Source organism: Streptomyces sp. NPDC048483 (assembly GCF_040651455.1).
GTDB lineage: Bacteria > Actinomycetota > Actinomycetes > Streptomycetales > Streptomycetaceae > Streptomyces.
On record NZ_JBEZJZ010000071.1, the window covers coordinates 1 to 23,925 of the forward strand.

The 23,925-nt window shown below is 70.2% G+C and carries 20 protein-coding genes and 1 pseudogene; 3 read left to right on the forward strand and 18 right to left on the reverse strand.

Annotated features, from left to right (window positions below; translation table 11 throughout):
• Positions 1–76: 76 nt before the first annotated feature.
• The 11 genes and pseudogenes from AB0D04_RS28765 to AB0D04_RS28815 form a co-directional block, all read right to left on the reverse strand.
• Positions 77–397: pseudogene (locus tag AB0D04_RS28765) on the reverse strand (amino acid permease); the annotation flags it as partial.
• Between the two features lie 220 nt (positions 398–617).
• Positions 618–1,622, reverse strand: coding sequence for an ornithine carbamoyltransferase (gene argF, locus AB0D04_RS28770; RefSeq protein ID WP_362708988.1), 1,005 nt, complete (start codon positions 1,620–1,622; stop codon positions 618–620).
• 116 nt (positions 1,623–1,738) lie between these two features.
• Positions 1,739–2,974 (reverse strand): arginine deiminase, encoded by a 1,236-nt coding sequence (locus tag AB0D04_RS28775; RefSeq protein ID WP_362708991.1) that lies wholly within the window; start codon positions 2,972–2,974, stop codon positions 1,739–1,741.
• A gap of 221 nt (positions 2,975–3,195) precedes the next feature.
• On the reverse strand, positions 3,196–3,765 hold the full coding sequence (locus AB0D04_RS28780; RefSeq protein WP_362708994.1) for a lytic polysaccharide monooxygenase auxiliary activity family 9 protein: 570 nt from the start codon (positions 3,763–3,765) through the stop codon (positions 3,196–3,198).
• Between the two features lie 401 nt (positions 3,766–4,166).
• Positions 4,167–6,935, reverse strand: coding sequence for a polynucleotide kinase-phosphatase (locus AB0D04_RS28785; protein WP_362708996.1), 2,769 nt, complete (start codon positions 6,933–6,935; stop codon positions 4,167–4,169).
• A complete protein-coding gene (locus tag AB0D04_RS28790) occupies positions 6,932–8,470 on the reverse strand; it encodes a 3' terminal RNA ribose 2'-O-methyltransferase Hen1 (protein WP_362708999.1) in 1,539 nt (512 codons plus the stop codon). The genes AB0D04_RS28785 and AB0D04_RS28790 overlap by 4 nt, the downstream gene beginning before the upstream one ends.
• An 83-nt stretch (positions 8,471–8,553) precedes the next feature.
• A complete protein-coding gene (locus AB0D04_RS28795; RefSeq protein WP_362709001.1) occupies positions 8,554–9,477 on the reverse strand; it encodes an LLM class F420-dependent oxidoreductase in 924 nt (307 codons plus the stop codon).
• Positions 9,478–9,789: 312 nt separating this feature from the next.
• Complete coding sequence (locus AB0D04_RS28800; RefSeq protein WP_362709004.1) at positions 9,790–10,245, reverse strand: DUF6099 family protein; 456 nt, start codon at positions 10,243–10,245, stop codon at positions 9,790–9,792.
• Between the two features lie 323 nt (positions 10,246–10,568).
• Positions 10,569–10,955 carry a nucleotide pyrophosphohydrolase gene (locus AB0D04_RS28805; protein ID WP_362709006.1) on the reverse strand — a complete coding sequence of 129 codons (387 nt, stop codon included), beginning with the start codon at positions 10,953–10,955 and terminating at the stop codon, positions 10,569–10,571.
• Entirely contained in the window at positions 10,952–12,403 is a 1,452-nt protein-coding gene (locus AB0D04_RS28810; protein ID WP_362709008.1) for a biotin transporter BioY, read from the reverse strand. Before AB0D04_RS28810 ends, AB0D04_RS28805 begins: the two co-directional genes overlap by 4 nt.
• An 83-nt stretch (positions 12,404–12,486) precedes the next feature.
• Positions 12,487–12,846, reverse strand: coding sequence for a cell division protein SepF (locus AB0D04_RS28815; protein WP_362709010.1), 360 nt, complete (start codon positions 12,844–12,846; stop codon positions 12,487–12,489).
• A 307-nt stretch (positions 12,847–13,153) separates the two neighbouring features.
• Between AB0D04_RS28815 and AB0D04_RS28820 the strand changes: the two genes are divergently transcribed.
• The 3 genes from AB0D04_RS28820 (at position 13,154) to AB0D04_RS28830 (ending at position 15,242) form a co-directional block, all read left to right on the forward strand.
• Positions 13,154–13,741 carry an RNA polymerase sigma factor gene (locus AB0D04_RS28820; protein WP_362709012.1) on the forward strand — a complete coding sequence of 196 codons (588 nt, stop codon included), beginning with the start codon at positions 13,154–13,156 and terminating at the stop codon, positions 13,739–13,741.
• The gene (locus tag AB0D04_RS28825) at positions 13,738–14,544 is read left to right on the forward strand and encodes an MGMT family protein (protein ID WP_362709014.1); all 807 of its coding nucleotides are present in this window, start codon (positions 13,738–13,740) and stop codon (positions 14,542–14,544) included. The genes AB0D04_RS28820 and AB0D04_RS28825 overlap by 4 nt, the downstream gene beginning before the upstream one ends.
• Before the next feature lie 143 nt (positions 14,545–14,687).
• Positions 14,688–15,242, forward strand: coding sequence for a methylated-DNA--[protein]-cysteine S-methyltransferase (locus tag AB0D04_RS28830; protein ID WP_362709017.1), 555 nt, complete (start codon positions 14,688–14,690; stop codon positions 15,240–15,242).
• A gap of 17 nt (positions 15,243–15,259) precedes the next feature.
• On the opposite strand, the gene AB0D04_RS28835 is transcribed toward AB0D04_RS28830, so the two are convergent.
• The 7 genes from AB0D04_RS28835 to AB0D04_RS28865 form a co-directional block, all read right to left on the reverse strand.
• Positions 15,260–15,910, reverse strand: a complete 651-nt coding sequence (locus AB0D04_RS28835; protein WP_362709019.1) for a LysE family translocator — start codon at positions 15,908–15,910, stop codon at positions 15,260–15,262.
• Positions 15,911–15,959: 49 nt separating this feature from the next.
• Positions 15,960–17,234 carry an ATP-grasp domain-containing protein gene (locus AB0D04_RS28840; protein ID WP_362709021.1) on the reverse strand — a complete coding sequence of 425 codons (1,275 nt, stop codon included), beginning with the start codon at positions 17,232–17,234 and terminating at the stop codon, positions 15,960–15,962.
• A gap of 96 nt (positions 17,235–17,330) precedes the next feature.
• Positions 17,331–17,651: a Rieske 2Fe-2S domain-containing protein gene (locus AB0D04_RS28845; RefSeq protein ID WP_362709024.1), complete on the reverse strand. Its 321-nt coding sequence runs from the start codon at positions 17,649–17,651 to the stop codon at positions 17,331–17,333.
• On the reverse strand, positions 17,651–19,075 hold the full coding sequence (locus AB0D04_RS28850; RefSeq protein ID WP_362709027.1) for an iron-containing redox enzyme family protein: 1,425 nt from the start codon (positions 19,073–19,075) through the stop codon (positions 17,651–17,653). Before AB0D04_RS28850 ends, AB0D04_RS28845 begins: the two co-directional genes overlap by 1 nt.
• Before the next feature lie 39 nt (positions 19,076–19,114).
• Positions 19,115–20,200 carry a 50S ribosomal protein L11 methyltransferase gene (locus AB0D04_RS28855; protein ID WP_362709030.1) on the reverse strand — a complete coding sequence of 362 codons (1,086 nt, stop codon included), beginning with the start codon at positions 20,198–20,200 and terminating at the stop codon, positions 19,115–19,117.
• 398 nt (positions 20,201–20,598) lie between these two features.
• On the reverse strand, positions 20,599–21,879 hold the full coding sequence (locus AB0D04_RS28860) for an IS701 family transposase (RefSeq protein WP_362709032.1): 1,281 nt from the start codon (positions 21,877–21,879) through the stop codon (positions 20,599–20,601).
• A gap of 783 nt (positions 21,880–22,662) precedes the next feature.
• On the reverse strand, positions 22,663–23,859 hold the full coding sequence (locus AB0D04_RS28865; RefSeq protein WP_362709035.1) for an FAD-dependent monooxygenase: 1,197 nt from the start codon (positions 23,857–23,859) through the stop codon (positions 22,663–22,665).
• Positions 23,860–23,925 lie beyond the last annotated feature (66 nt).

The following is a 23,925-nucleotide window of genomic DNA, read 5'->3' on the forward strand; positions in this document are numbered from 1 at the left end:
AACCACCCCGGAGAGCTGATCCGGAAGCCCGTACGGGCCCCGGAATGAATGCCGCGCCCCGCAGGTTCTAGCCTGGGCCGAGGGTGGCGTAGGCGTAGGAGTAGGAGCTGCCGGAGACCGGTATCGCGCCGCCCAGCTCCGCGAAGGAGAAGGCGGTGAAGACGCAGGTGACGGCGGCGAGGACGAAGGAGACGATGACGGCGGGACCCGCCTCGGCGACGGTGTCGGAGAGCCCGACGAAGATGCCGGTGCCGACGATGGCACCGATGCCGAAGCACACGAGCTGGAAGAGCCCCATGCTGCGCTTGAGGCCATTGCCTTCGCGGTCCGCGCCGGATTCGGCGACGAGGAGGTCGGGGGACTTGATGCGCAGTCCGGACGGACCTGAGGCACTCATGGGGTGGTTCTCTCTCTGGTGGTGCGGTGCGCGCGGCGGGGGTGGGGCCACGCACAGAGCGGGGTCCGGACCGGATGGGCCCGAACCCCGTGAGCGGCTCGATGGTAGCCGCTATGACTGCATGATCGCCCGTTGAGGTGTATGGCTATGCAACGTATCTGTTGTGACGTTTATGACGGAACCACCGGCTGAACCGAAGCCCGCGCTGCGACGGGGCGGCCTACCGTCCCAGCGTCGCCACCATCACGGCCTTGATCGTGTGCATCCGGTTCTCCGCCTCGTCGAAGACGACGGAGTGCGCGGACTCGAAGACCTCATCGGTGACTTCCAGCGAGGTGAGGCCGTGCCGCTCGTGGATCTCCCGGCCGACCGCCGTGCCCAGGTCGTGGTAGGCGGGCAGGCAGTGCAGGAACTTCACCTCCGGCTTCCCGGTGGCCCGCAGCACGTCCACGGTGACGGCGTACGGGGTGAGCAGCGCGATCCGCTCGTCCCACACCTCCTTGGGCTCCCCCATGGAGACCCAGACATCGGTGGCGACGAAGTCCGCGCCGCGCACGCCCTCGGTGACGTCCTCGGTGAGCGTGATCCGGGCGCCGCTGCCGTCGGCCAACGCGCGAGCCTGGGCGATGACGACCTCCTCGGGCCACAGCTGCCGGGGCGCCACGATCCGTACGTCCATGCCGAGCAGCGCGCCGGTGACCAGGTAGGAGTTGCCCATGTTGTTGCGGGCGTCGCCGAGGTAGGCGAAGGCGGTCTCCTCCAGGGCGCGGCCCTGGCCGTGCTCGACCATGGTCAGCACATCGGCGAGCATCTGGGTGGGGTGCCAGTCGTCGGTCAGCCCGTTGAAGACGGGTACCCCGGCGTGCGCGGCGAGCTCCTCGACGTCCGCCTGCCGACTGCCCCGGAACTCGATGCCGTCGAACATCCGGCCCAGCACGCGCGCGGTGTCCTTCACCGACTCCTTGTGCCCGATCTGCGAGCCGGAGGGGTCGAGGTAGGTGGTCGAGGCGCCCTGGTCGGCGGCCGCGACCTCGAAGGAGCAGCGGGTCCTGGTCGAGGTCTTCTCGAAGATCAGGGCGATGTTGCGGCCCGTCAGGCGAGCGATCTCGGTCCCGGCGCGCTTGGCGGCCTTGAGTTCGGCCGCGAGGTCGATCAGCCGACGGAATTCCTCGGCGCTGAAGTCCAGCTCCTTGAGGAAGTGGCGGCCCGTGAGGTCTATCGCCATGGTGGACTCCTGGTTCGCGCGAGCGGGGTGGACGGACTCGGATCCTGGAAGTATATACGAGAGTACGTATCTCTATACGAACGCCCGTCCCCCCGGATTCCTCCCCGCCCCTCCCCTCATCCCATTCCCGGTACCGCCTCCCGCGTCACCGGGCAGCTCATGCACCGCGGTCCGCCCCGCCCCCGGCCCAGTTCACTCCCGGGGATCGTGATCACCTCGATGCCACGCTTGCGCAGGAACGTGTTCGTGGTGACATTCCGCTCGTACGCCACGACCACGCCCGGCTCCACCGCCAGCACATTGCAGCCGTCGTCCCACTGCTCGCGCTGCGCCGAGTGCACATCCTGGGTCGGCGTCAGCACCCGGATGTCGTCCAGCCCGAGGGCGGCCGCTATGGCGCGGTGCATATGCTCCGGTGGATGGTCGGTGACCTTGAGGTCCTGCGCCCCCGAACCGGCTTCGATGGTGTACGAGCGGAGCATCCCCAGCCCCGCGTACTGGGTGAAGGTGTCCCCGTCGATCATGGTCATGACGGTGTCCAGATGCATAAAGGCCCGCCGCTTCGGCATGTCCAGCGCCACGATGGTGCGCGCGGAGCCCGCCGCGAACAGTCCGCGCGCCAGCAGCTCCACGGCCTGCGGAGTGGTCCGTTCGCTCATCCCGATCAGCACCGCCCCGCTGCCCAGCACCAGGACGTCGCCGCCCTCGATCGTCGAGGGGAAGTCCGCCTGCCCCTCCGACCACACGTGGAAGTCCTCACCGCGGAAGAGCGGGTGGTGCCGGTAGATCGCCTCGTAGTGCACGGTTTCGCGCTGCCGGGCGGGCCAGCGCATCGAGTTGATCGAGACGCCGTCGTAGATCCAGGCGGAGGTGTCACGGGTGAAGAGGTGGTTGGGCAGCGGTTCCAGCAGGAAGTCGTCCATCTCCATGACGTGGAAGCGGACCGAGGTCGGCTCGGGGTGCTGTTCCAGGAACTCCCGCTTGGTCATGCCGCCCACCAGCGCCTCGACGAGCTCGGTCACCGGCAGCTCGTCGAACGCCGCCCGGAGGTGGTCGGTGGCCAGCGGCCCGTACTCCTTCTCGTCGAAGACCCGGTCCAGGACCAGGCTCCGTGCCTCGGGCACCCGCAGGCTGTCGGCCAGCAGATCCCCGAAGAGGTGGACATCCACCCCCCGGTCCCGGAGCACATCCGCGAACCCGTCGTGCTCGGCCCGCGCCCGCCGGACCCACAGCACATCGTCGAAGAGCAAGGCGTCCTTGTTCGACGGTGTGAGCCGCTTCAGCTCCAGATCAGGGCGATGCAGAATGACCCGGCACAGCCGCCCGGCCTCGGAGTCGACATGGAATCCCATCTCCCCATCTTGGCGGCTACGGGGCGAGTAGGAACCCTGCCGGAGGATGTCGGGTGGGGTTGTGGGGTGGGTGGGGTGCATGGGGTGGGTGAGGAGCGGTCCGTGGGCTGTCGGAGGCTGTTGTGGGGCTGTCGGACATGCCCAGGCGCGTGCGTAGACGCTTGCCCAGGCGCGTGCGTAGACGCTTGCCCGGGCTCGCGCATCGCGCGCCGTAGCTCCGGCTACGTGTACTCAAGGTCGATGACCTGGTAAAAGGCATTGGGCGTGTCGGCGATCTCCCAGACGGCGAGCAGCACCTGATATCCGTCGGCACGCCGGGGCATGAGCAGCGTGTGCGTGGTCGGCTCCTCGGGGATCAGGCTGTCGCAGGACCAGAAGGGCTGACAGGTGAGCTGTTCGGCGTGGAAGGGCTCCGCTTCGAACTGGCCACGGCTCAAGCGCTCGCCCGGGTCCCATCCCTCCTTGGTGAGGAAGTAGTTCCACCGGCGGGTCCTGTGTGCCGTGCCGCTGTACCAGGCGATGTCCAGCCTCTGCCCCGAGGACACCGACTGCGTCTTCCAGTCGTTCCGGGGCTCATCGAGCAGGGCGGCGAAGTCGTGCCCCGCGCTCGCGATCCGGCCGTCCTCGGGCGGTTGACCGTTCATCGTGTCGTCCGGAGCGTACGGGTCTCGCAGACCCGAGTCGCTCGCCGGGAAGAACTTCCCCGCTTCCAGGCCCGCTGCCTGCCATGCCGCCAGGTAGAGCTGCGCCCGAGAAGGCGGCGAGCTCACCTGCCCGTGCCTCGCTTCCACGCCTGCCCCTCTCCTCCGGTCTCACCCGATCCGATCTGATCCGACCTGATCACACTTGCGACACGCATCATTACAGAGAGTTGGCGACCTCTTGCTGACGACCGGGCAGCGTGGCGAGCCCTGCGGCTCATCGATCGGCCGACCTCCTCGTCCGGCGAGGCGGCGTGAGTGTCGCGCGATACGACGGACAGGCTCACGGAGCCCCGCACCGCCGGGCGAGCGCCGGGTGGACGACGGGTCCGGCGGCTCGGCGGCCCGACGCGCAGGGCGTACGCCCGGTCGACCACCGCGGCCGTACGGGCGGCGGCCCGGGTGGCCCGCCCCGTGACGGGGTGACCCCGCGCCATGAGGTGCCGATCCCCCGGGCCGCCCCGCCACCGCCACGGTGGTCGCCCGGCTCGCTACAACCGCGGGTCCACCGGCTCGGACTCCAGCGCGAGCACCGCGAAGACCGCCTCGTGGACGCGCCACAGGGGATCGCCGTCGGCCATCCGGTCGAGCGCCTCCAGGCCGAGCGCGTACTCGCGCAGGGCGAGCGAACGCTTGTGGCCCAGGTGGCGGACCCGCAGACGCCGCAGATTCTCCGGGCGGGTGTACTCCGGCCCGTAGATGATCCGCAGGTACTCGCGGCCGCGGCACTTGATGCCCGGCTGAATGAGCTGGCCGTTCCCGCCGCGTATCAGCGCCCGCAGCGGCTTGACCACCATGCCCTCGCCCCCCTCCGCGGTGAGATCCAGCCACCAGGCGATGCCGGCCGCGACGGACGCCTCGTCCTCGGTGTCGACGACGAGCCGACGAGTCGGGGCGAGCAGCGCCGTACGCCCGCCGTCCGGCTCCGTGCCCACGGCCGCCGCCTCCGCCTCCGCCTCCGCCTCGATGAGCCGGTCGATCATGGCGAGCTGTTCGGTGTGCGCGAGCCCGGCCAGGCTGCGGCCCTGTACGGCGAGGATCTGGAACGGGGCGAGCCGGATGCCCGCCAACTCGTCGGTCCCGGCGGGCCGTTCCGCACCGACCCGCCAGCAGTAGCGCCGGTACGCCTCGGTGAACGCGACGGCATCCGAGGCCCGGTCGCGCTGCCGGCCCAGCAGCGTCGATACGTCGACACCTCGCGCGGCCGCCGCCTCCAGCGCCCCGAGCGCACCCGGGAACACCGCCCCGGACGCCGCGCCCACGGCGGCGTACTGCTTGCGCAACAGACCGGTCGCCTTCAGGGACCACGGCATCAACTCGGCGTCCAGGAGCAGCCAGTCGGTCTCCAGCTCCGTCCACAGCCCGGCCCGCTCGGCACTCTCGCGGACCCTTTGCAGGATGCGCTCGGTCGTCTCCGGGTTGTCGAAGAACGGCCGTCCCGAACGGGTGTAGAGCGCGCCGGATACGCCCTCCGGCACCTCGAAGCGCTCACGGGCCGCGGCCTCGTCGCGGCAGACCAGGACCACCGCGCGGGAGCCCATGTGCTTCTCCTCGCACACGACCTCGCGCACGCCGTCCTCGCGGTAGGCGGCGAACGCCTCGGCCGGGTGCTCCAAGTAGCCCTCACCAGCGGCCTCACCTCCGGTCTCGGCCTTGGAGGTGGCGCAGGGCGCCATCGTCGGCGGAAGGTACGGCAGCAGCCGCGGGTCGATCGCGAAGCGGCTCATCACCTCCAGCGCGGCCGCGGCGTTCTCCTCCCTGACCGCGAGCCGGCCCATGTAGCGGGTCTCCACGATCCGTCGCCCCGCCACATCGTTCAGGTCCAGCGGACGGCCGTCCGTGCCGCCGGGTGCTTCCGTGACCAGCGGCTTGGCGGGCTCGTACCAGACCTTCTCCGCCGGTACGTCCACCAGCTCGCGCTCCGGCCAGCGCAGCGCGGTCATGGTGCCGCCGAAGACACAGCCGGTGTCGAGGCAGATGGTGTTGTTGAGCCAGTTGGCACGCGGGGTGGGAGTGTGGCCGTAGACAACGGCGGCGCGGCCCCGGTAGCCCTCGGCCCAGGGGTAGCGCACCGGCAGGCCGAACTCGTCGGTCTCGCCGGTCGTGTCGCCGTACAGCGCGAACGACCGCACCCGGCCCGATGTCCGGCCGTGGTACTTCTCCGGCAGCCCGGCGTGGCACACCACCAGCCCGCCGCCGTCCAGAACGTAGTGGCTGACCAGGCCCTGGATGAACTCCGCTGCCTCGGCGCGGAAGGTGTCGTCCTCCTTCTCCAGCTGCTCGATCGTCTCGGCGAGTCCGTGGGTGTGCTGGACGTTGCGTCCCTTGAGGTAACGGCCGAGCTTGTTCTCATGGTTCCCGGGCACGCACAGGGCGTGGCCGGCGCCGACCATGCCCATCACCAGGCGCAGCACCCCGGGGCTGTCCGGCCCACGGTCAACGAGGTCACCGACGAAGACGGCCGTACGGCCCTCCGGGTGCGCGGCGTCCACGGGCCGGCCGAGTGCGTCGCGCTCCAGGGCGTAGCCCAGCCGGCCGAGCAGGCTCTCCAGCTCGGAGCGGCAGCCGTGGATGTCGCCGATGATGTCGAACGGTCCGGTGAGGTGGCGCAGGTCGTTGAACCGCCGCTCGGTGACGATCTCGGCGGCCTCGACCTCCTCCTGGCCGCGCAGGATGTGCACCTTGCGGAATCCCTCGCGCTCCAAGTGCCGCAGGGAACGGCGGAGTTCGCGCTGATGACGCTGGATCACCCGGCGGGGCAGCCCGGCCCGGTCGGCGCGCGCGGCATTGCGCGCGGCACAGACCTGCTCGGGCACGTCGAGCACGATGGCCACCGGCAGGACGTCGTGCTCGCGCGCCAGCCGCACCAGCTGGGCGCGCGCCTCGGACTGCACATTGGTGGCATCGATGACGGTCAGCCGTCCGGCAGCCAGGCGCTTGCCCGCGATGAAGTGCAGCACGTCGAACGCATCGCGGCTGGCGCTCTGGTCGTTCTCGTCGTCGCTGACCAGCCCGCGGCAGAAGTCGGAGGAGAGGACTTCGGTCGGCTTGAAGTGCCGGGCGGCGAAGGTCGATTTGCCGGAGCCGGTGGCCCCGATCAGCACCACGAGCGAGAGGTCGGGCACGGCGAGCGTACGGGGTGCCCGCTGGGCCCGGGGCTGCGGCTGGTTCTTGCTCTCCGGCGCGCGCCCGCCCTCCTGCTGGTCCTCGTGCTGGTGCTGGTTCTCGTCCCCGTACTCCGTACGGTCGGCGTCCGTCATGCCGCGGCCTCCTTCCCACTCATCGCACTGCTGCTGTCCTGGCCCTTGCTGCTGTCACTGCTGCTGCTGTGGCCGCTGCCGTCGTTACCACTGTCGTCACCGGTCAGACGGAAGCAGGCCAGCTGGGTGGGCGGCCCGACCTCGGGATCCTCGGGCCCCACCGGGCCGAAGGTCACCGCATAGCCGTGCCGCGCGCCGACCTCCTGCGCCCACTGCCGGAACTCCTCCCGCGTCCACTCGAAACGGTGATCCGCATGGCGCACCTCACCGGCCGGCAGCGACTCCCAGCGCACGTTGTACTCGACGTTCGGCGTCGTCACCACGACCGTACGCGGCCTGGCCGCACCGAACACCGCGTACTCCAGCGCCGGCAGCCTCGCCGGATCCACATGCTCGACGACCTCGCTCAGCACCGCCGCGTCATATCCCTTGAGCCTGCTGTCGGTGTACGCCAGCGATCCCTGTACGAGCCGTACACGTGCCGACTGCCGCTCGGACATCCGGTCCAGCCGCAGCCGACGGCGCGCCTCGTGCAGCGCCCGCATCGACACATCCACCCCGACGATCTCGGTGAACTGCCGCTCCTTGAGCAGCGCACCGACCAACTGCCCCTGCCCGCAGCCCAGGTCGAGCACCCGCGCCGCCTCGGCCGCACGCAGCTCCGCCAGGATCGCCTCCCGCCGCTGTACGGCGAGCGGTACCGGTTTCTGCTCGGTGTCCACCTCCTCGTCCACGGCGTTGTCGATCTCCTCGCCCTCGGTGTCGTCCGCCTCGGCGAGCCGCTCCAGCGCCAGCCGTTCGGTGGCCTGGCGCGTCAGCGCCCAGCGCCGCGCGAGATAGCGGCCGACGATCACCCGCTGCTGCGGATGGTTCTCCAGCCAGCCCTCGCCGGCCCGCAGCAGCTTGTCGACCTCATCGGGCGCGACCCAGTAGTGCTTGGCGTCGTCCAGGACCGGCAGCAGCACATACAGATGCCGCAGCGCCTCGGCGAGCCTGCACTCCCCCTCCAGCACGAGCCGTACGTAGCGCGAGTCGCCCCACTCCGGGAACGTCCCGTCCAGCGGCAACGGCTCCGCCACCACCGTCCAGCCCAGCGGCTGGAACAGCTCCCGCACCAGCTCCGCACCGCCGCGGGCGGGCAGCACCGGCACCTCGATCCGCAGCGGCATCGCCCGCTCGGGCAGCTCCGGCCGCGCCTTGCACTGCCCCTTCATCGCACTGGCGAAGACGCTGCGCAGAGCCACCGCCAGCAGTGAAGATGCCGCGTACGGGCGGTCGTTGACGTATTGCCCGAGCGCCGAATCCGGAGCGCCGCCACGGCCCTTGCCCTGACCTCGGCGGACCAGGGCGACGGGGTCGACCTCCAGCAGCAGCGCCGCGGTGCACCGATGCTCATCGGCCTCTGGGTAGAGGACGTGCGCGACTCCGTACGCCGTAGAGAACTGCTGGGCGTTGTCGGGATGCTTGTGCAGCAGGAATCCGAGGTCGGTCGCGGGACGGTCGGCGCTGCCGGTGGTGGAGATCGTCAGGAACACGCATCCGAGTATCGCTTCACATGCTCCGATCCCCCACCCGTTTTCCGGCAGTGCCCGCCCGCGGCCGCGCCCGGGTTCCGTCGTCAGCTCAGCTGCGACTGCACCTGCGAGGAGATCAGCTCCAGGTGGTCCAGGTCGTCGAGGTCCAGCATCTGCAGATAGACCCGGGACGTGCCGACGGCGGCGTACCGGCCGATCTTGTCGACGACCTCGGCGGGCGAGCCCGCGAGGCCGTTGACCTTCAGTTCATCCACCTCCCGTCCGATGGCCGCGGCTCGCCGCGCCACCTCGGCATCGTCCTTGCCGACGCAGGCCACAAGGGCATTCGAATACACCAGGTCATCGCCCTTGCGCCCGGCGGCTTCGGCGGCCGCCCGCACCCGTCCGAACTGGCGCTCACTGTCTTCGAGCGAGGCGAAGGGCATGTTGAACTCGTCTGCATACTGCGCCGCCAGGCGCGGCGTACGTGTGGCACCGTGTCCGCCGATCAGCACCGGCACCTTGCCCTGGGCGGGCTTGGGCAGCGCGGGCGACTTCTCCAGCTGGTAGTGCTTGCCGTCGTAGGAGAACTCCTTTCCTTCCTCGGTGGCCCACAGGCCTGTGATGATCGCCAACTGCTCTTCCAGGCGCGCGAACTTCTCCTTGGGGAACGGAATGCCGTACGCCTTGTGCTCCTCCTCGAACCACCCCGCACCGAGGCCGAGCTCGACGCGGCCGCCGGACATCTGGTCGACCTGCGCGACCTGGATGGCCAGCACTCCGGGGAGACGGAAGGTGCCTGCCGTCATCAGGGTGCCGAGGCGGATGCGCTGGGTCTCCCGGGCCAGACCTGCCAGCGTGATCCAGGCATCCGTCGGGCCGGGCAGGCCATCGCTGTTGCCCATCCGCAGATAGTGGTCGGACCGGAAGAACGCATCGAAACCGAGGTCCTCGGTGGCTTTGGCGACCGTAAGAAGAGTGTCGTAGGAAGCGCCCTGCTGGGGCTCCGTGAAGATTCTTAGATCCATACCTCCATCCTGCACACTCGACGGCGGGCCAACCGTCCGTGCTTGTCGATCACTGGGTCGGGTCACCGCCGGCCGGCGCGGGCCGGCGAGCGGGTGTCGGGGCGGTGCCCTGCGTGCTCGCGAGGGCGGTGACTGCGCAGGGCTCAGCGGCCGGTGCAGTGGTCACGGCTGCTGCGGTAGCGGAGGCGGAGGCGGGCGGGGAGCGCCTCGGGCGTGGGCGCGGAAGTCAGGTAGGGGACGGCTCGACAGTGGTCGACGCGCCCTGCCGGAAGGCACTCCGCGTCGGCGTGGCTTGGCCAGGCCCGTCGTACGTCAGGCGAGGTTCCGTTCGCGCGCCTCCAGCTTTTCCAGTATTCCGGCCACGTGGTCTCTCGACTCGTCGGCAGTGTCCATGGCCTCGACGCAGGTCCAGTACATCCCCTCCTCATCTGCCGAGCACACCACGCTCACCAGTGCCTCGCAGACCTCGTGCAGCAGTTGGCACAGGCCGGTCAAAGCGGCCTTGACGTCGCGCACTTCGGACAGCTGGGCCGCCCGCAGCCCGTCGGTGGCCGGCGCCTGGCACAGCAGTCCCCCGCTGAACCGCCCGCCTGCGTCGCCCAACCCCTGGGCTCTGGAGCGCACTTCGTACGGCCCCACTGTCGCGAGATGGCTGCCTATCGCTTCTGCCAAGGCTTGCGCCTGCCACGCCTCGACAACCACGTCCTCAACCGAGCTCGCCCGCGCCAGACCGCGCCGACTGGCCGCGATGATCCGCACCGCGTCCATCCGCGCCCCCTCCCTTCCTCACCACTTAGCTTCACCCCGCACTCTTTCCACTACCCAGAGTGAGGGTGAACACCCAAAAAAGCCAGAGGATTTCGCAAATCTGTGGACAAGCAAGGCGCTGTGGAAAGATTTATGACTCCATAGAGTGACGAAAGCCGTGCTCGGCCCCGCTCCTCTCCCTCGGGCCACCCTGCACCCACCAACAACACTGCCATCACAGGGCACTTGAATCTTTGATGACACTCCCGCCACAGGGATCCACGTGATCCCGTTGCTCGCTTCCCGGCACGCACACGGGAGGGAGAGGAACAAGGGAAGGCCCCCTACCCCTCTCCCTCCCGCCCTTCGCTCCCCTGCCCGTTCACCCGCGGCCGGTCCGGCCGGGCCTTGCGGACCGGCGGGAAGCGCACCTCATTGCGCTCGATCTTCGCGGCGAGCGCCGTCAGCGCATCGATCCCCAGCGCCTCACAGAACTGCAGAAGATACGCCAGTACATCCGCAACCTCGTCCTCGACCCGACCGGCCGCCTTCGGGTCGGACATCACCGCCGCCGATTCCTCCGGCGTCAACCACTGGAAGATCTCGACGAGTTCGGCGGCCTCGACGCTGAGCGCCGCGGCCAGGTTCTTGGGCGTGTGGTACTGCTGCCAGTCCCGGGCGGCCGCGAACTCGGCCAGTCGTCGCTGCAGGGCATGAAGATCGTCACTCATACCCCTAGGTGTAGCACCCGCACGCCGGGCAGCCCCTCGGCGACCGACGGGTCCCGTACCGTCCCCAGCAGCCGGATGTGCCCGCGCTCAGCCATCCGTACGGCCAGCGACACCAGCTCCCGTGCTTGTCTGCGATCCATGCAGCGATCCAGCCCGTCCGCCATGACCGTCAGCTGCTGATGCGCCGACGGAATCTCCCCCGCCGGGTCCATCGCCAGCACCCCGGGCCCGGTGAGAAGGACCAGCGCCAGCGCGAGAAACCGCAGCTCACCATCGCCGAGCTGCTCGACGGGCATCATCCCCAGCGCACCACGGTCGACCAGCGCCTGCATCCCGGCAGCGACCGGCGCCGCCTGCGCCCCGCCCTGCCCCCGAGCCGGCCGCGTGGCCACGCTTCCTTGCGCGCCCCGAACCGCCTGTCCGCCGCCCGGCGAGCCCGATGCCGCCCCGCGCCCGGCCGGCCGTTCGCCGGTCACCCCGGCCCCGACTGCCGCCCTCGCGGCGGTCCCGCCCTCCGCGGCGCTCGCCTCTCGCGGGACCGCGTGCAGCCCGTCGACGGGACCCTCGCAGGCGTCCCGTACCGCCGCCACCAGGAGCGCATGGCGACGGGTGCACTCGAGGCTGGTCCGCGCCAGCACCGCCGGGAGATTCTCGCAGGACGACCTCAGCCGCCCTTCGTCCGATTCCTCTCCCCCGTCCCGGCCCCAGCTGCCGGCCGCGCCGCCCTCGCCCCCTGTCCGTCCCCTGCCCCTCGCGGCCCCGCTCCCCGAACCCGTCGCCGTCTTGGCCGCGCCCGACGCCGGGGACACCCCTCTCCCCGCCTCCCGCATGACCTCCGGCCGCGGATCGCACACGAACGCCGAGCGCAGCGCGACGACGACCTGCTCGGCCGCGGCCAGCACCAGTCGCTGCCCGGCCGTCTTGCCCGCGACGCGCAGCGGCAGGAGAGAGGTGCCCAGCCGGTCATCGGGCAGCGGTGCGCGGGTCACCGGTGTCGCACCGGCCGTGTGCCAGGCCGCCTGTACGGCGCTGCGGGCCGGGTCGGTGAGCGCCGTGGTGAGGAGCGTCTCGCCACTGCCGGTCAACCGTTCGCCGACGATACGGAGTTCGGGCTCCGCCTGGACGGCGAGATCGAGGTGGACGGGGCCGGCCGGGCCGTCGACCGTGCAGCCGAGGCGAAAGCCGCGCCGCCCCTGTTCGTCGGGGCGCGCCCCGGCAGGAATGCACCCCGCCGCACCGCCGGCCGCCGCACCGACGGCGCGCGCAAGCGGTTCTCCGCTGCCGAGCCGGCAGAGGATCTCGTAGGCCTGCAGCGCGCTGGACTTGCCGCTGCCGCTCTCGCCGCTCAGCAAGGTCAGCGGGCCGATCGGCAGGGTGACGCCGCGATGGGCCTTGAAGGCGGAGAGCCGTAACTCGGTGACGGCCGGACGTGCACTGTCAGTATTCATACGGGGACGCTATGCAGCGACCCGCACGGAGAACCGTTACGCCCAACAGCTCTTCCTACGAATGGGGGACGGCTCCACAGGCCCTAGGCGACCTCGGTGCCGACCGGTGCGAGCAGGAAGACATTGGTGTCGACGCGGTGCATCCCGCTGCCGAGGCCGAAGACAACGCCGCTGGAGAAGTCCAGGATGCGCTTGGCGACATCGGTGTCGGCGCTGCTGAGGTCCAGCAGGACCGGGATCTGTGCCATGAGGTACTCGGCGACCTCGCGTGCGTCCGCGAAGGTCTGGACCCGCATAACCATGAACCGCCGCTTCTCCTCCGTCGGTTCGTCCTCGGGAAGGGCACGGTGGTCGGGCCATGACGGCCACTCACTGCTGCTGCGGAGCGGGACAACCTCGGCGAGTCCTTCCCACTGCTCGTCGGTGGCATCGGGGCCGTTCACCGAATCACCTCACTCAGAGGGGCGCTGGCTTTCTGCGGTATCTGCACCGCGCGGAGTCTACCGATAAACATACAAACCCCGCGGACGCGACACACGCGGCGTCACGTCCCGGACCCATCCTGCACCATGGCCCCTGACCTGTGCCGAAGGCCTCGGCAGATCGTGCGTCGACTTTCTGTGTGCCCGTTCATCCGCGCTTGTGACGGGGAGGGGTAGGGGTGGAGTGCTGCCCTGGGAGTGACGGCCTTCCGTACGTCCGCGCAACCGCCGTGCAACCATCGCAGGCCCTTCGGTGTTTTGGTGAGTGATGGACGAGACAGCCGAGCCACTCTGCGAACGCCTGGCGACGGATCTGGACAACGGTTTTACGGAACTGGTCCGGGTCCACGCCTCAGCGGTCCATGCCTTCTTGCTCCGGGTGACGGGAAACGCCGCGGAGGCAGATGACCTGGGCCAGGAGACATTCCTGCGTGCCTATACGGCACTGCAGGGGTACTCCGCGGAACGGCGCCGTGCGCTGCGTCCCCGTGCGTGGCTGATGACGATCGCCGCGAACGTGTGGCGCAACCATGTGCGCACCTGCGTCCGCCGGCCCGTCGCCACCGCTCGCGTGGAGGATTCCTGCGAGAGCTGGCCGGCGGAAGGGCCGGGGCCGCAGGAGCGGGTGGACACGGCCGCCGACCGGGCGCTGCTGGTCGCGGCGCTCGCTCGATTACCCGAGCGGACCCGTGAGGCGGTGGTGCTGCGGCATGTGGTCGGGATGAGCTACGCCGAAGTGGCCGAGGCGCAGAGATGCCCGGTCGGTACGGTCAAGGCTCAGGTGTCGAGAGGGCTCGGCGCCCTGCGTGAATTACTGGAACCAGAAGTCGCGTTGCTGAGGGAGGTGACGATGTGAACCGAGGTGGGGAATGGACCACGCAGCCGGAGAGCCGCGTGGAGGCCGCCCTGGCGGGGCTTGCGGGTCCCGCTCCGGGTGACTTCGCGGCGCGGGTGCTGCAGCGGGTCGGAATCCCGAGGGACCAGTACGACATGTATCTGCACCTCGACGCGCCCGCCGGCGGGCTGTACGTCGCGTACGGGGCGCACGCCGTGACCGGAGCCGCGCTGGGCAGAACGCTGCCCGGCCCCCGGGCGTTCGAGGAGGCGCACCTCGCCCGCACCGGGCGAAGCGCGATCCCCACGACGCGGCCCCTGCCGGGTCTGCGGACCGCGCTGCGCACCGGGCGCGCCAAGAGCCTGCGCATCGATCTGCCGGAGCTCACCAAAGCCGAGCGGGCCGCGCTCGCTGCGGTACGCACCATTCCACGCGGGCAGTTGCGCCCGCTCGCCTGGGTCGCGCGGGAGGCCGCGCTGCCCAGTACTGCCGCCGTCACCGAGGCCCTGGTGGTCAATCCGGTGCCGCTGCTGATCCCCTGCCACCGGGTCACGTTCGACGACGGCGGGTCCTGCGATCTGCGGTACGGACCCACGGTGGGCGCGGTGCTGCGCGCCGCCGAGGGGATCGACGACGAGTTGGTGGGGCTGTCCCGTTCGGGGACGGTGTTCCTCGGTAGCGACACCACACGGATCTACTGCCATCCGACCTGTGCCCACGCACGGCGGATCACCCCGCCCCATCAGGTGCCGTTCCGCTCGGCGCGGGCCGCACGCGAGGCGGGATACCGCGCCTGCAAGAGCTGCCGGCCGATAGCGGCGTGAGGCGGCGCGGCGGAGCGAGGTCCGTCGCCACGTGAGGCCGGTCGCGGCGCGAGGTCCCTCGCGCCAGGCGGGAAACAGCGGCGTGCCAGGTGCCGCGGAGCAAGGGACAGCCAGCCATGTCGCCCAGCCAGGAGGAAGACGTCATGCATGCCAGGAGCCGCCGCGCAGCGAACGAAGTGGTGGGCGCCGTGGTCGTCGCGGAGCACCACACACCGATCGGTCGCCTGTCGCTGGCCGCCACCGACAAAGCCCTGCTCTACTGCGGCTTCTTCCCGCCGGACGCCGTACGGCAACGGCTGACGTCGGGCGGGCGGGAGTGTGTGGACGAGGCCGGGGCCGGCCCGGATCAGCTGGCGGTGATGGGCGAGGCGCGCGGTCAGCTCGACGACTTCCTCGCAGGGAAACGGCGCTCGTTCTCCGTGCCGCTGGACCCGAGTCTGGCCACGCCGTTCAGCAAGGAGGTCGTGCTGGCGGTCGCGGAGCATGTTCCGTACGGCGGGACGGCCACCTACGGGGAGCTCGCCGCCGCGGTGCGGCGTCCCGGCTCCGCGCGGGCGGTGGGCAAGGCCCTGGGGGCAAACCCCCTGTGCCTCGTACTGCCCTGTCACCGCGTGGTGGGTGCTTCGGGCCGGCCGACGGGATACGCGGGCGGTGTCCAGGCCAAGCGTTTTCTGCTCGATCTGGAAGGTCAGGGCTGAGCCGGTGTTGCGGCCGCTCACCCGCCGAGCCCCAGACGCACGGCGAATCCGATGAACACGGTCCCGACCACCGCCTCGACCACCCGCGCCGCGCCGGCGCCCGCGTCGGGCCGACGTGCGGCCACCCAGCGGCGCAGCAGATATACGGCACCGCTGAGCACGGTCAGCCACAGCGCCGCGAGCGACAGATGGACGGCGGCCAGCACGGCCATGGTGCGCGCCGGGGGATCCCCGGGCGGCACGAACTGCGGCAGGAACGCCAGCAGGAACAGCCCGACCTTGGGGTTGGCGCCGGTGCACAGCAGGCCCTGCAGCCAGCAGCGCCACATGGACACCGGGGGCGGCCGTCCGGGCTCGGTGCCGGGCTCGTCCGGCGGAGGCGGTCGGCGCAGTGCGGACCGGAGAGCCCGTATGCCCCACAGCAGCATGACGGCCGCACCGCACCAGCGGACGGCGGTGAACAGCTCGGGCCGGCCGACCAGCACGAGGGACACCCCGCTGATGGCAAGCGCCGCATGGGCGGCACCGGCCGTCAGCATGCCGGCCGCCGCGGCGAGCGCGGGTGCGCGCCGCCCGGTGCGCAGCACCAACTGGGTGATCAGCGCCGCGTCCGGCCCCGGCGTGGTGATCACGAGAAGTGCACTGCCCAGGAACCACCCGCTGATCATGGGCGGCTCCGGCAGCACTCCGGGGCGGTGGCGGCCGGGGGCGGCGGGCTCATGCCGCGTCCGTCTCCGGGTCCACCGTCAGCAGCGACTCGATCCGCCGGACCTCGGCATGATCGGCGTCGAGCTGCGCCGGGTCCTCGTGGGCGAGTACGACGAAGCCGAGCGACAGCGTGCCGAGCAGATCCTTCGTCGGGGCAATGCGGTCGCCGGTGCGTACCGGCACGGCCGAGACGTGATGGCTCTTCACCTCCCTTATCGCATCAAGGACTTCGGCATTACGGACGACTCCGGACGACCGGCTGATCAGGAAGACGACGCGGACCCGTTGGCGCAGCTGGTAGCCGGACGGCACGGGGCCCCGGCCGGTGAAGTAGGCCACCGCCCGGTCGACCTGGCTGTCGCCGGTCGCGGCGCGGCAGAAGCGGGGATGGCCGCCGCCGTGCGGACGGGCGTTGACCTCGATCAGCCGCGGCCCTTCGGCGGTCATCATCACCTCGACATGCGCGGCGCCCCACCGGAAACCGACCGCGTCCAGCACGCCGCGGGTGTAGCGGATCAGCTCCGGCACCTCGGGGCGGTCCTCGGGGACCCAGTCCATGGACTCGTACACCGCCATCTGCCCGCTGCTGTCGATCTTGCGGTAGCGGCACACATCGGTGACGGTGTGGGTGCCCGCGTGGCTGAAGACGTCCACGACGTACTCGGTGCCGGTGGCGTACTCCTGGACCAGCATCTGGTCGTTGCGGATCTGCCACTGGTTGAGCCGGCCGAGCTGGGCGTCGAATTCCTCGCGCCAGCCGTGCCCGCCGGCGATCCGGGTCACGCCGTCGGTGCTGGCGCTCTTCGGCGGTTTGACCACCAGGTCGTGGCCGGTCAGCCCCTCCTTGTCGAGCCAGGCGGCGACCTCGTCCGGATCGTCGGAGCACAGCTGCCGGATCACCGGCAGCCCGGCCGCGGAAACCGCCTGCGCCATCGCGTACTTGTGGCGCCGGGCCGCCGCGAGAGCGGGAACGTTCGCCACCTCGGGCACGACATGGGCCGCCAGCCGGTCGGCGAGTTCCACGCCGATCTCGGCCCCCGGCAGTACGCAGCGCGGCCGCAGCGCGCGCAGCCGCTCCACGAGCGCGGCCTCGTCCCCGCCCCAGGTCAGGATCGTGTCGAAGTCCTCGGGACGGAAGGACCCGGCATAGGCCTTCGGGATCTCCGGATACGAGACGACCGCCACCGTCGGCACGCCCGCGGCGCGGAAGGCCGGGGCGTAGAGGCCACCGGAGGAGAACGGATCGACGATGACCGCGGGGCTGCCGGAAGGATACGGAGACACAGCTGCTGTTCCTTGTCCGCTCGGTGGATTGAGGGCCCGGGGTGCGGGCCGGTGAGCCGCGGCCGGGACCGCAGGGGTCCCGGCCGCACTGCGCGGTCAGCCCGCCAGGTCTGCCGACAGCGGCCGGTGCCCGATGCTGACCTCGGCCTCGGGCAGACCGGGGAAGACCGCGGTGACGGTGTCGCCGCTGCGTACGGCGGGGATCTCCTGCCGCAGCCGGGTCAGCGACGTCTTACGCTCGTGCCACGGGCACACCAGCCGGTTGCCCTCGGGGGCCAGTTCGGCCAGATGCAGCGGGCCGCCGCGGTGCGGGCAGCGGGCCCGCATCACAAAGGAGCCCTCGTCGGTCCGCGCATACACATACGGCTCGCCGGCGACCACCGCACAGTTGTTCCGGCCGGCCACGGAGAACGTCACTACATGCACTTCTTGTAGTCCCCCACCGAGTGGATCTGATAGACGCACTCCTCGGACTCGATGATCGCCCCGTGCAGCCGGTTGCGCTGGATGACGGTGCCCTCGCCGGCTTCGAGGATCTGGTGCGAGTCGAAGCCGGAGACGAACTTCATCGTCCCGGACACGATGTGGCACAGCTCGTCGCCGTCGTGGCAGTGGGTGTTGGACAGTTCGCCGTACGGCTCGACGATGTCGGCGACCGGGGCGGTGACACGGCCGCTGGAGAGTGCGTCCCACACCGGCGCGTGCAGCTTCTTGAACTCGGGGCCGTTGTCCATCCAGGCGATCTGGGTGGCGAAGTCCTCGTCGGCGAGCTCCTGGATGCGGCGGTACTCCTCGATGCCGCGGACGATCTCCGGGATGATCTGCTCACCGTGCTCGGCGACCAAGGGGCGGATCAGCTTCTCCAGGGCCATCCGGCCGTGGTGCTGGTCGATGTGCACATGCTCGGTGAAGTACTGGGTGTCGACGCGGTCGCCGAAGACGTCCTTGAGCAGGGCGGTGGCCCGGCGGCAGAAGTCCACCAGGGTGGCCTCGGTGTAGTAGAGCGCGCCCACGTACCGGAAGAACAGTTCGTGGTTCTTGCCGAGGTAGTGGAAGTAATTGTTCATCAGCAGGCTGCTGTTGAGGTAGTACTGCCAGTACCGGTGGACATCGGTCTCGAGCCCGACCGACTCCAGGGTGCGCTCGAAGAGCTGGCTGTGCTTGGTGTCGTGGACGCCGTAGCCGTACTCATCGATGACGATCTTGAACCATTCGGACTGGGCGGCGCCGTAGTAGCCGAGCACATTGCGGATCATCGGCGAGGCCTCGGAGAGGAAGTCCGGGGCGAACTGGATCAGCCACATGCGGGCCGCGCGCTCGCGGTCGGTGGAGTCGGTGATGGCCTTCTCGGAGAGGGACGGCCCGGCCGGCTCATGGGCGTTGAGCGATTCCAGGTATGCCTCGAGGCTCTCGGCCGTCCACTTCCCGGAGGTCTCCACCTCCTCGTCGAGGAAGCCGAAGGCGTACCGCTCCAGCGCGGGACGGATCATCTCCCCGAGCACCCGGTTGGTCGGGCTGTAGAAGCGCTTGAAGTCCTCCCACTTGCCCTCGCCCTTGAGGCCACCCTTGGGCAGAAAGACCAGATCGGCCTCGTAGATGCTGGTGAGCAGGCGCTGCACGGCCAGGCTGCTGTAGTCCAGTATCTCGTCGCGGCCGGGGACCCGGTCGAGGTCGAGGTGCCTGAGCACCTGCGGGCGCAGCTGGCGCCGGTAGGGGTTGTCGCTGTTCTGCCACTCCTCGTTGTCGAGGTAGACGGGGTTGCTCGCATAACGGACGACCGCGTCGCGTAGTTCCTGGCCGTGCAGCTCGAACGGTTCGTAGGGGAACGGAGTGTGGCTCATCGGATCAGGTCGGCCTTCCTGTGAGGTGGGTGCGGATGCTCAGCGTGCGGACAGGCTGTAGTCCGTCCAGTGCAGCTCCACGTCCAGCCGCTCGCCCGGGCTGACCGGGATGGGCTTGTCGAACGGGATCAGCGCCTGCATCCAGTGGGACCCGACGTTGTCGGGAGAGTTGCGCAGTACGACTCCGGAGCCGAGGTCCAGCTCGAACCAGGCGACCAGCGCGGTGGCCGGGCCCGCGGCGGTGGCCGGCACTGACACCACCCGGCGGCCTGCCTCCAGCGGGTCGGCGAGCAGATCGAAGCTGAGCAGCTCGACGGGGCCGGAGAGGATCTCGTGCGGCCAGGTGTGCAGCCGTACGGGGAAGTGCCCGCGGGTGGACGCAGCGTTCATCAGCGAGACGTCGAATCCGCCGGCGTTGCCCACCCGGTTGAGGCCGTCCGCCACCTCGCTGTGGATGAGCTGGCCGTACAGCCGCGCAGCGCCCGGGATCAGGATGCCGCCGGGGGCGAGGAGGTGCGTACGGGCGTGCCGCATCGTGGGCAGCAGCCCTTCGCCGATCAGTCCGCAGTCGACGATCTCGGAGATGAGGACGTCGACCGGGCGCTCCAGGTCGCTGCCCATCTCCAGGTAGGTGGAGCGCTTGTTGACAACGGTGATGACGTCGGACATCCCGTGCTCCGCGACGATCTGGCGAGCGATCTCGGCGAGCAGCGGGTTCTCCTCGCAGGTGATGACCCGTCCGGCGCCGGCCCGGGCGGCGGCCATGGCCAGCAGGCCGGTGCCGGTACCGATGTCCAGGACATGGGCGCCGGCCGGGATGCGGCGCTCGAGCGCCACGATCAGGGCGTCATTGCGTTCGGTGTCGTTGAGCATCGCGAAATGCCAGCGCGGGATCGTACGGGCGGCGATCTCGGCGAAGACGGCGGAGTGCGGGGACAGGCTCTCGCGGGGCCGGGCCATGGCGTCGACCGTGGCGGTCACCAGCCGGTTCAGCTCCAGCGCCTGGGCCTGCAACGAGGCGAGCGCGAGACGCAGCCCCGGAGACGCGTCGAGGTCGAGCGCGGCGAATTCCTCGTCCCGGAATTCTGTATTCCCGTTGGTCAGGGAGTTGGCGGAAATACTCATGACAGTGTGTGCACGCTCCTCCGGAATGAATTTCCGAATTGACGGCCGCTGGGGTGTGTATTGCCCATGGGGGCGAAGCGGGTCGTTCTCATCCTCAGGACACCATCCGCCCCGGGGGCCGGGCAAGGAACCTTTCGGAGTGCGGTCCTACTGCGGTACTTGGAGATTTCATGAAGGGAGCGCAGACGGGTTTTGACGGAACTTTTCGCTGGTTACGGATGCGCTCCGGAAAGTTCATCGCCCGCTCATGCGCAATCAATCGGGCCGCGCCTCGCAAAAGAAATTGCGGTCTTCGCGTGGTGAGCAGGCGTCAGCCCGGCGCGGCGCCGAGGGGCGTCGAACCGGGCTGACGGGCAGGCGAATTCGCCCGTACGAAGGGGTGGCGGACCCCGCCGTTCTCAGTCGCCGCGGCCCAGGGCCACCGTATGGGCGGCCATGGCCAGGAGGGAGAGCGTGATGTGCCGGTACCAGGCGGTCCAGGTGCGGATCTCGTGCCGGTCGAGCCCGGTGTGCAGCCGGGCCGCGTCCAGGTGGCGCCGCGCACCGCAGCGGGCTGCGGCGGCAGCGACCATGGCGTGGCCGTTGGTGCCCCGGGGTGCGTGCACCAGATAGCAGTCGGTCCGCGGCGCGTTGGGCCGGCGGTGGAGCAGCAGGGTGCGGGTGAAGCCGTCGCGGAGCGGTGCCGCGGGGCCCCAGTGCGACGTGTCCGGTACCGTCAGCCGGGCCCATTTGCCCGGTACGGGACCGAGGTGGCCCGGCACTTCGGGAGCCGGCCACCACCGCTGCTTCGGGATGGCGGCAGCGGCCGAGGCGGCGCCGAGCCGCCTGGCCGGTACGGCGAACGCGTAGCCGATACCTTTTTTCTCCAGCCAGCCGCGCAGTGCCTCGTCCTGGCCGTAGTCCTGTCCGCCGCACACCCACTGGAAGGGTACGGACGAGTGCCTGGCGCGTTCGATCATCGTCCGGGCCAGCTCGGCCTTGGTCTGGTAGGCGAGGCGCTCCTCGGGGACGCCTGCCTTGATGCAGCGCTGCGGATCGTCGGTCCAGGCCTCCGGCAGCAGCAGTTCACGGTCGATCAGGGCGTGGCCGTGCGGGGAGATGTAGGCGGTGATGACGGCGGTCTGGCAGTTCTCGACGCGGTGGGTGACCTCGGTGTACTGGCGGGCCGCGGCGACGGTCTTGGCGCCTTTCTTCAGGGCGTCGCTCTGACCGAGGACGAGCATCGCCCCGGTGTGGCCCAGGTTTTCGGAGAGGTAGCCGCGGACGACGTCCTGGACGGCGTCGGCGTCCCAGCGGGCGCGGGTGAGCAGGCGCTGCATCCGCCAGGGGGACGAGTCCCCGACGCGCTGGGCGAGTTGCCAGGTGTTGCTACGCCCGCCGTCGGCGAGCAGGCCCAGGGCGTACTGCAGTGCCTGCGCCCGTGGTTCGGGGCGGGCGAAGAGCGGGCCGATCCGCTCCCCCAGTTCGGCGAGGACCGCGGTCAGCCGGTCTTCGTCGACATGAGGCCCCCGCTCTCCGGCCGCGGCGGGCGCTCCCCAGCCGGTGTCCGCGGGCAGCGGTTCCGGTATGCGGACGGCGGCGGGCGCGGCGGGCGCGGGTTTCCGGACGGTCTCCGCGGTCGGTAATGCGGTCGGTAACGCGACATCCGTCGGTCTGGTAGCGCACTCGGTAACGGTCACTAGAGCTCCTCCGTCGGGCGCACGGCCGCATGGCCGCACGCCTGCTCTGGCGCGGTACGTGCTTCATTCCAGGTGGGGTGAATAGCGCTCACGGGGGCGCGAGAAAGCGGACAGATTCCTTCCGGTATCTGCGGGCACGCATATACGGTCGCCCGAAATCCGGAACTCCGGATCAGCCCGTCTTGAACCCCCCGATACGTCGAACGGCCCGGCCGGCGACAGAAACCAACTAATCGGTCAGTTCGTTTCATGATCGCCCAAGGTGCCCCCCGCACGCTTTCCGGACCAACCCCAGCGAACCCCACCGGCCGAAGACTCGGCAACTAAAAGCTGAGTCATGAAAAGGTAAAGCATATGCCATGAACGGAGATCTCCAGTGGCAGGATGGCTGCACATACCCGCAGGTGAACGATGTGCGTGCGACGCAACGGGCCGAGAACTGCCCGTATCGGAGAAATGATCGAGTCTAGTGGTTTGACTCGAATGTCGATCCTGAGGCAGGTCTTCCGCAACTTTCTGGCGCGCTGCGGTGTTCCAGAGGGCAGGGTGGAGAATTGACGGCGGAGATCGGCGGTACGACATGCGGTATCCGACCTCGGGGAACATCCCGGAAAACCCATTCCGGGCGATGACGGAGGGCGCCGGAGGGGCGGGTGGATTCCGGCCATAATCCACGGGGCTCAGGCGCGTGAATCCTAGGGCTGTACCAGAGAAAACAGGCCCCCTGGACGCCAGGAGCCGTCCAGAGGGCCGGGAGATTGCGCCGGGGGAACGCGCCGGGGATCAGGCCGGCTGATGGCTCGCCAGGGAGTTCTCGACGTCGTAGCCATGAAGCCAGTCCTGCCGCTCCGGGGCGGGAGTGCCCATTGCCGCGTCGCGCTCGCGCTGTGCCTCGCCGTCCGGCAGATGGAACGCCGTGCTGTTGCCGCGCGAGCGCTCCTGCACCAGCGTGGTCCGCGGCCTGCGCAGCGACTCATAGCGCCGGAGCGCCGCGGGGAACTCCCCCGCGACGGCGTCCCGCAGACAGGCCGCCAGGGCCGCCGCATCCTCGATGGCCTGGTTGGCGCCCTGGCCCATGAACGGCAGCATCGGATGCGCCGAGTCGCCCAGCAGCGTGATACGGCCGGTGCTCCACCGCTCGATCGGGTCGCGGTCGTGAAGCGCCCACAGGCTCACCTCGTCCGCCGCACCGATGACCGAGGTGACGTCCTCGCACCACCCCTCGTACGCCGCGGCCACATCCGCCACCCGGCCCTGGCGCGACCACGACTCGTCCCCGGAACCGCTGGTGGGCACCGTGGCCACAAAGTTGACCAGCCGCCCGCCCGACACCGGATAGCAGACGAAATGCCGTCCCGGCCCCAGCCACAGCAGCACCCGCGGCTCCGCCACCAGGGCGGGTATTCGCCCGCTGTCGACCAGCCCCCGGTAGACGGACTGTCCGGAGAACCGCGGCCGGTCGGCCACCAGGGTCCGGCGCAGTACGGAATGGATACCATCGGCGCCGACGGCGGCATGCGCCTCGGCGTGCGAGCCGTCCGCGAACCGCAGGACGACCCCGTCCGGGCCCTCCTCGACCCCGGTACACCGGGCGTCGAGCCGCACCACGCCCGCCGGCAGCGCATCGACCAGCGCACGGTGCAGATCCGCGCGGTGCATCGCGTAGTACGGGGCGCCGTACCGCTTCTCGCAATGCTCCCCCAACAGACCACGGCTGATCACCGAACTGTCCGCCCAGCGGCGGAACTCCATGGCCGCAGGCGCAACCGCCGACGACCGCAGCGCGGGCTCCAGCCCGAGACGGTGCAGCAGCCTGGTCGCGCTGGGCGACAGCTGCAGCCCCGCTCCCACCTCCCCCAACCGGGGCGCCTGCTCGTACACCTGGCACTCCAGCCCGGCCCGGTGCAGCGCGAGCGCGAGCGTCAGACCCGCCAGTCCTCCTCCGACCACAGCGATGCGCGGCGGCGTGTCCTTCCTCATCAGCCCCTCCTCCACAGGCGCGGTGCCCCTTCGGGCCCCTTCACCCGCAGAACACCGAAGAGCCCA

Coding starts and splice junctions, on each gene's coding strand:
- argF (WP_362708988.1), bottom strand. CDS start 1,622: ATGGCGATAGACCTCACGGGCCGCCACTTCCTCAAGGAGCTGGACTTC.
- AB0D04_RS28800 (WP_362709004.1), bottom strand. CDS start 10,245: ATGGACGCGGTGCGGATCATCGCGGCCAGTCGGCGCGGTCTGGCGCGG.
- AB0D04_RS28820 (WP_362709012.1), top strand. CDS start 13,154: ATGGACGAGACAGCCGAGCCACTCTGCGAACGCCTGGCGACGGATCTG.
- AB0D04_RS28810 (WP_362709008.1), bottom strand. CDS start 12,403: ATGAATACTGACAGTGCACGTCCGGCCGTCACCGAGTTACGGCTCTCC.
- AB0D04_RS28830 (WP_362709017.1), top strand. CDS start 14,688: ATGCATGCCAGGAGCCGCCGCGCAGCGAACGAAGTGGTGGGCGCCGTG.
- AB0D04_RS28775 (WP_362708991.1), bottom strand. CDS start 2,974: ATGGGATTCCATGTCGACTCCGAGGCCGGGCGGCTGTGCCGGGTCATT.
- AB0D04_RS28785 (WP_362708996.1), bottom strand. CDS start 6,935: ATGACGGACGCCGACCGTACGGAGTACGGGGACGAGAACCAGCACCAG.
- AB0D04_RS28795 (WP_362709001.1), bottom strand. CDS start 9,477: ATGGATCTAAGAATCTTCACGGAGCCCCAGCAGGGCGCTTCCTACGAC.
- AB0D04_RS28835 (WP_362709019.1), bottom strand. CDS start 15,910: ATGATCAGCGGGTGGTTCCTGGGCAGTGCACTTCTCGTGATCACCACG.
- AB0D04_RS28805 (WP_362709006.1), bottom strand. CDS start 10,955: ATGAGTGACGATCTTCATGCCCTGCAGCGACGACTGGCCGAGTTCGCG.
- AB0D04_RS28850 (WP_362709027.1), bottom strand. CDS start 19,075: ATGAGCCACACTCCGTTCCCCTACGAACCGTTCGAGCTGCACGGCCAG.
- AB0D04_RS28865 (WP_362709035.1), bottom strand. CDS start 23,859: ATGAGGAAGGACACGCCGCCGCGCATCGCTGTGGTCGGAGGAGGACTG.
- AB0D04_RS28855 (WP_362709030.1), bottom strand. CDS start 20,200: ATGAGTATTTCCGCCAACTCCCTGACCAACGGGAATACAGAATTCCGG.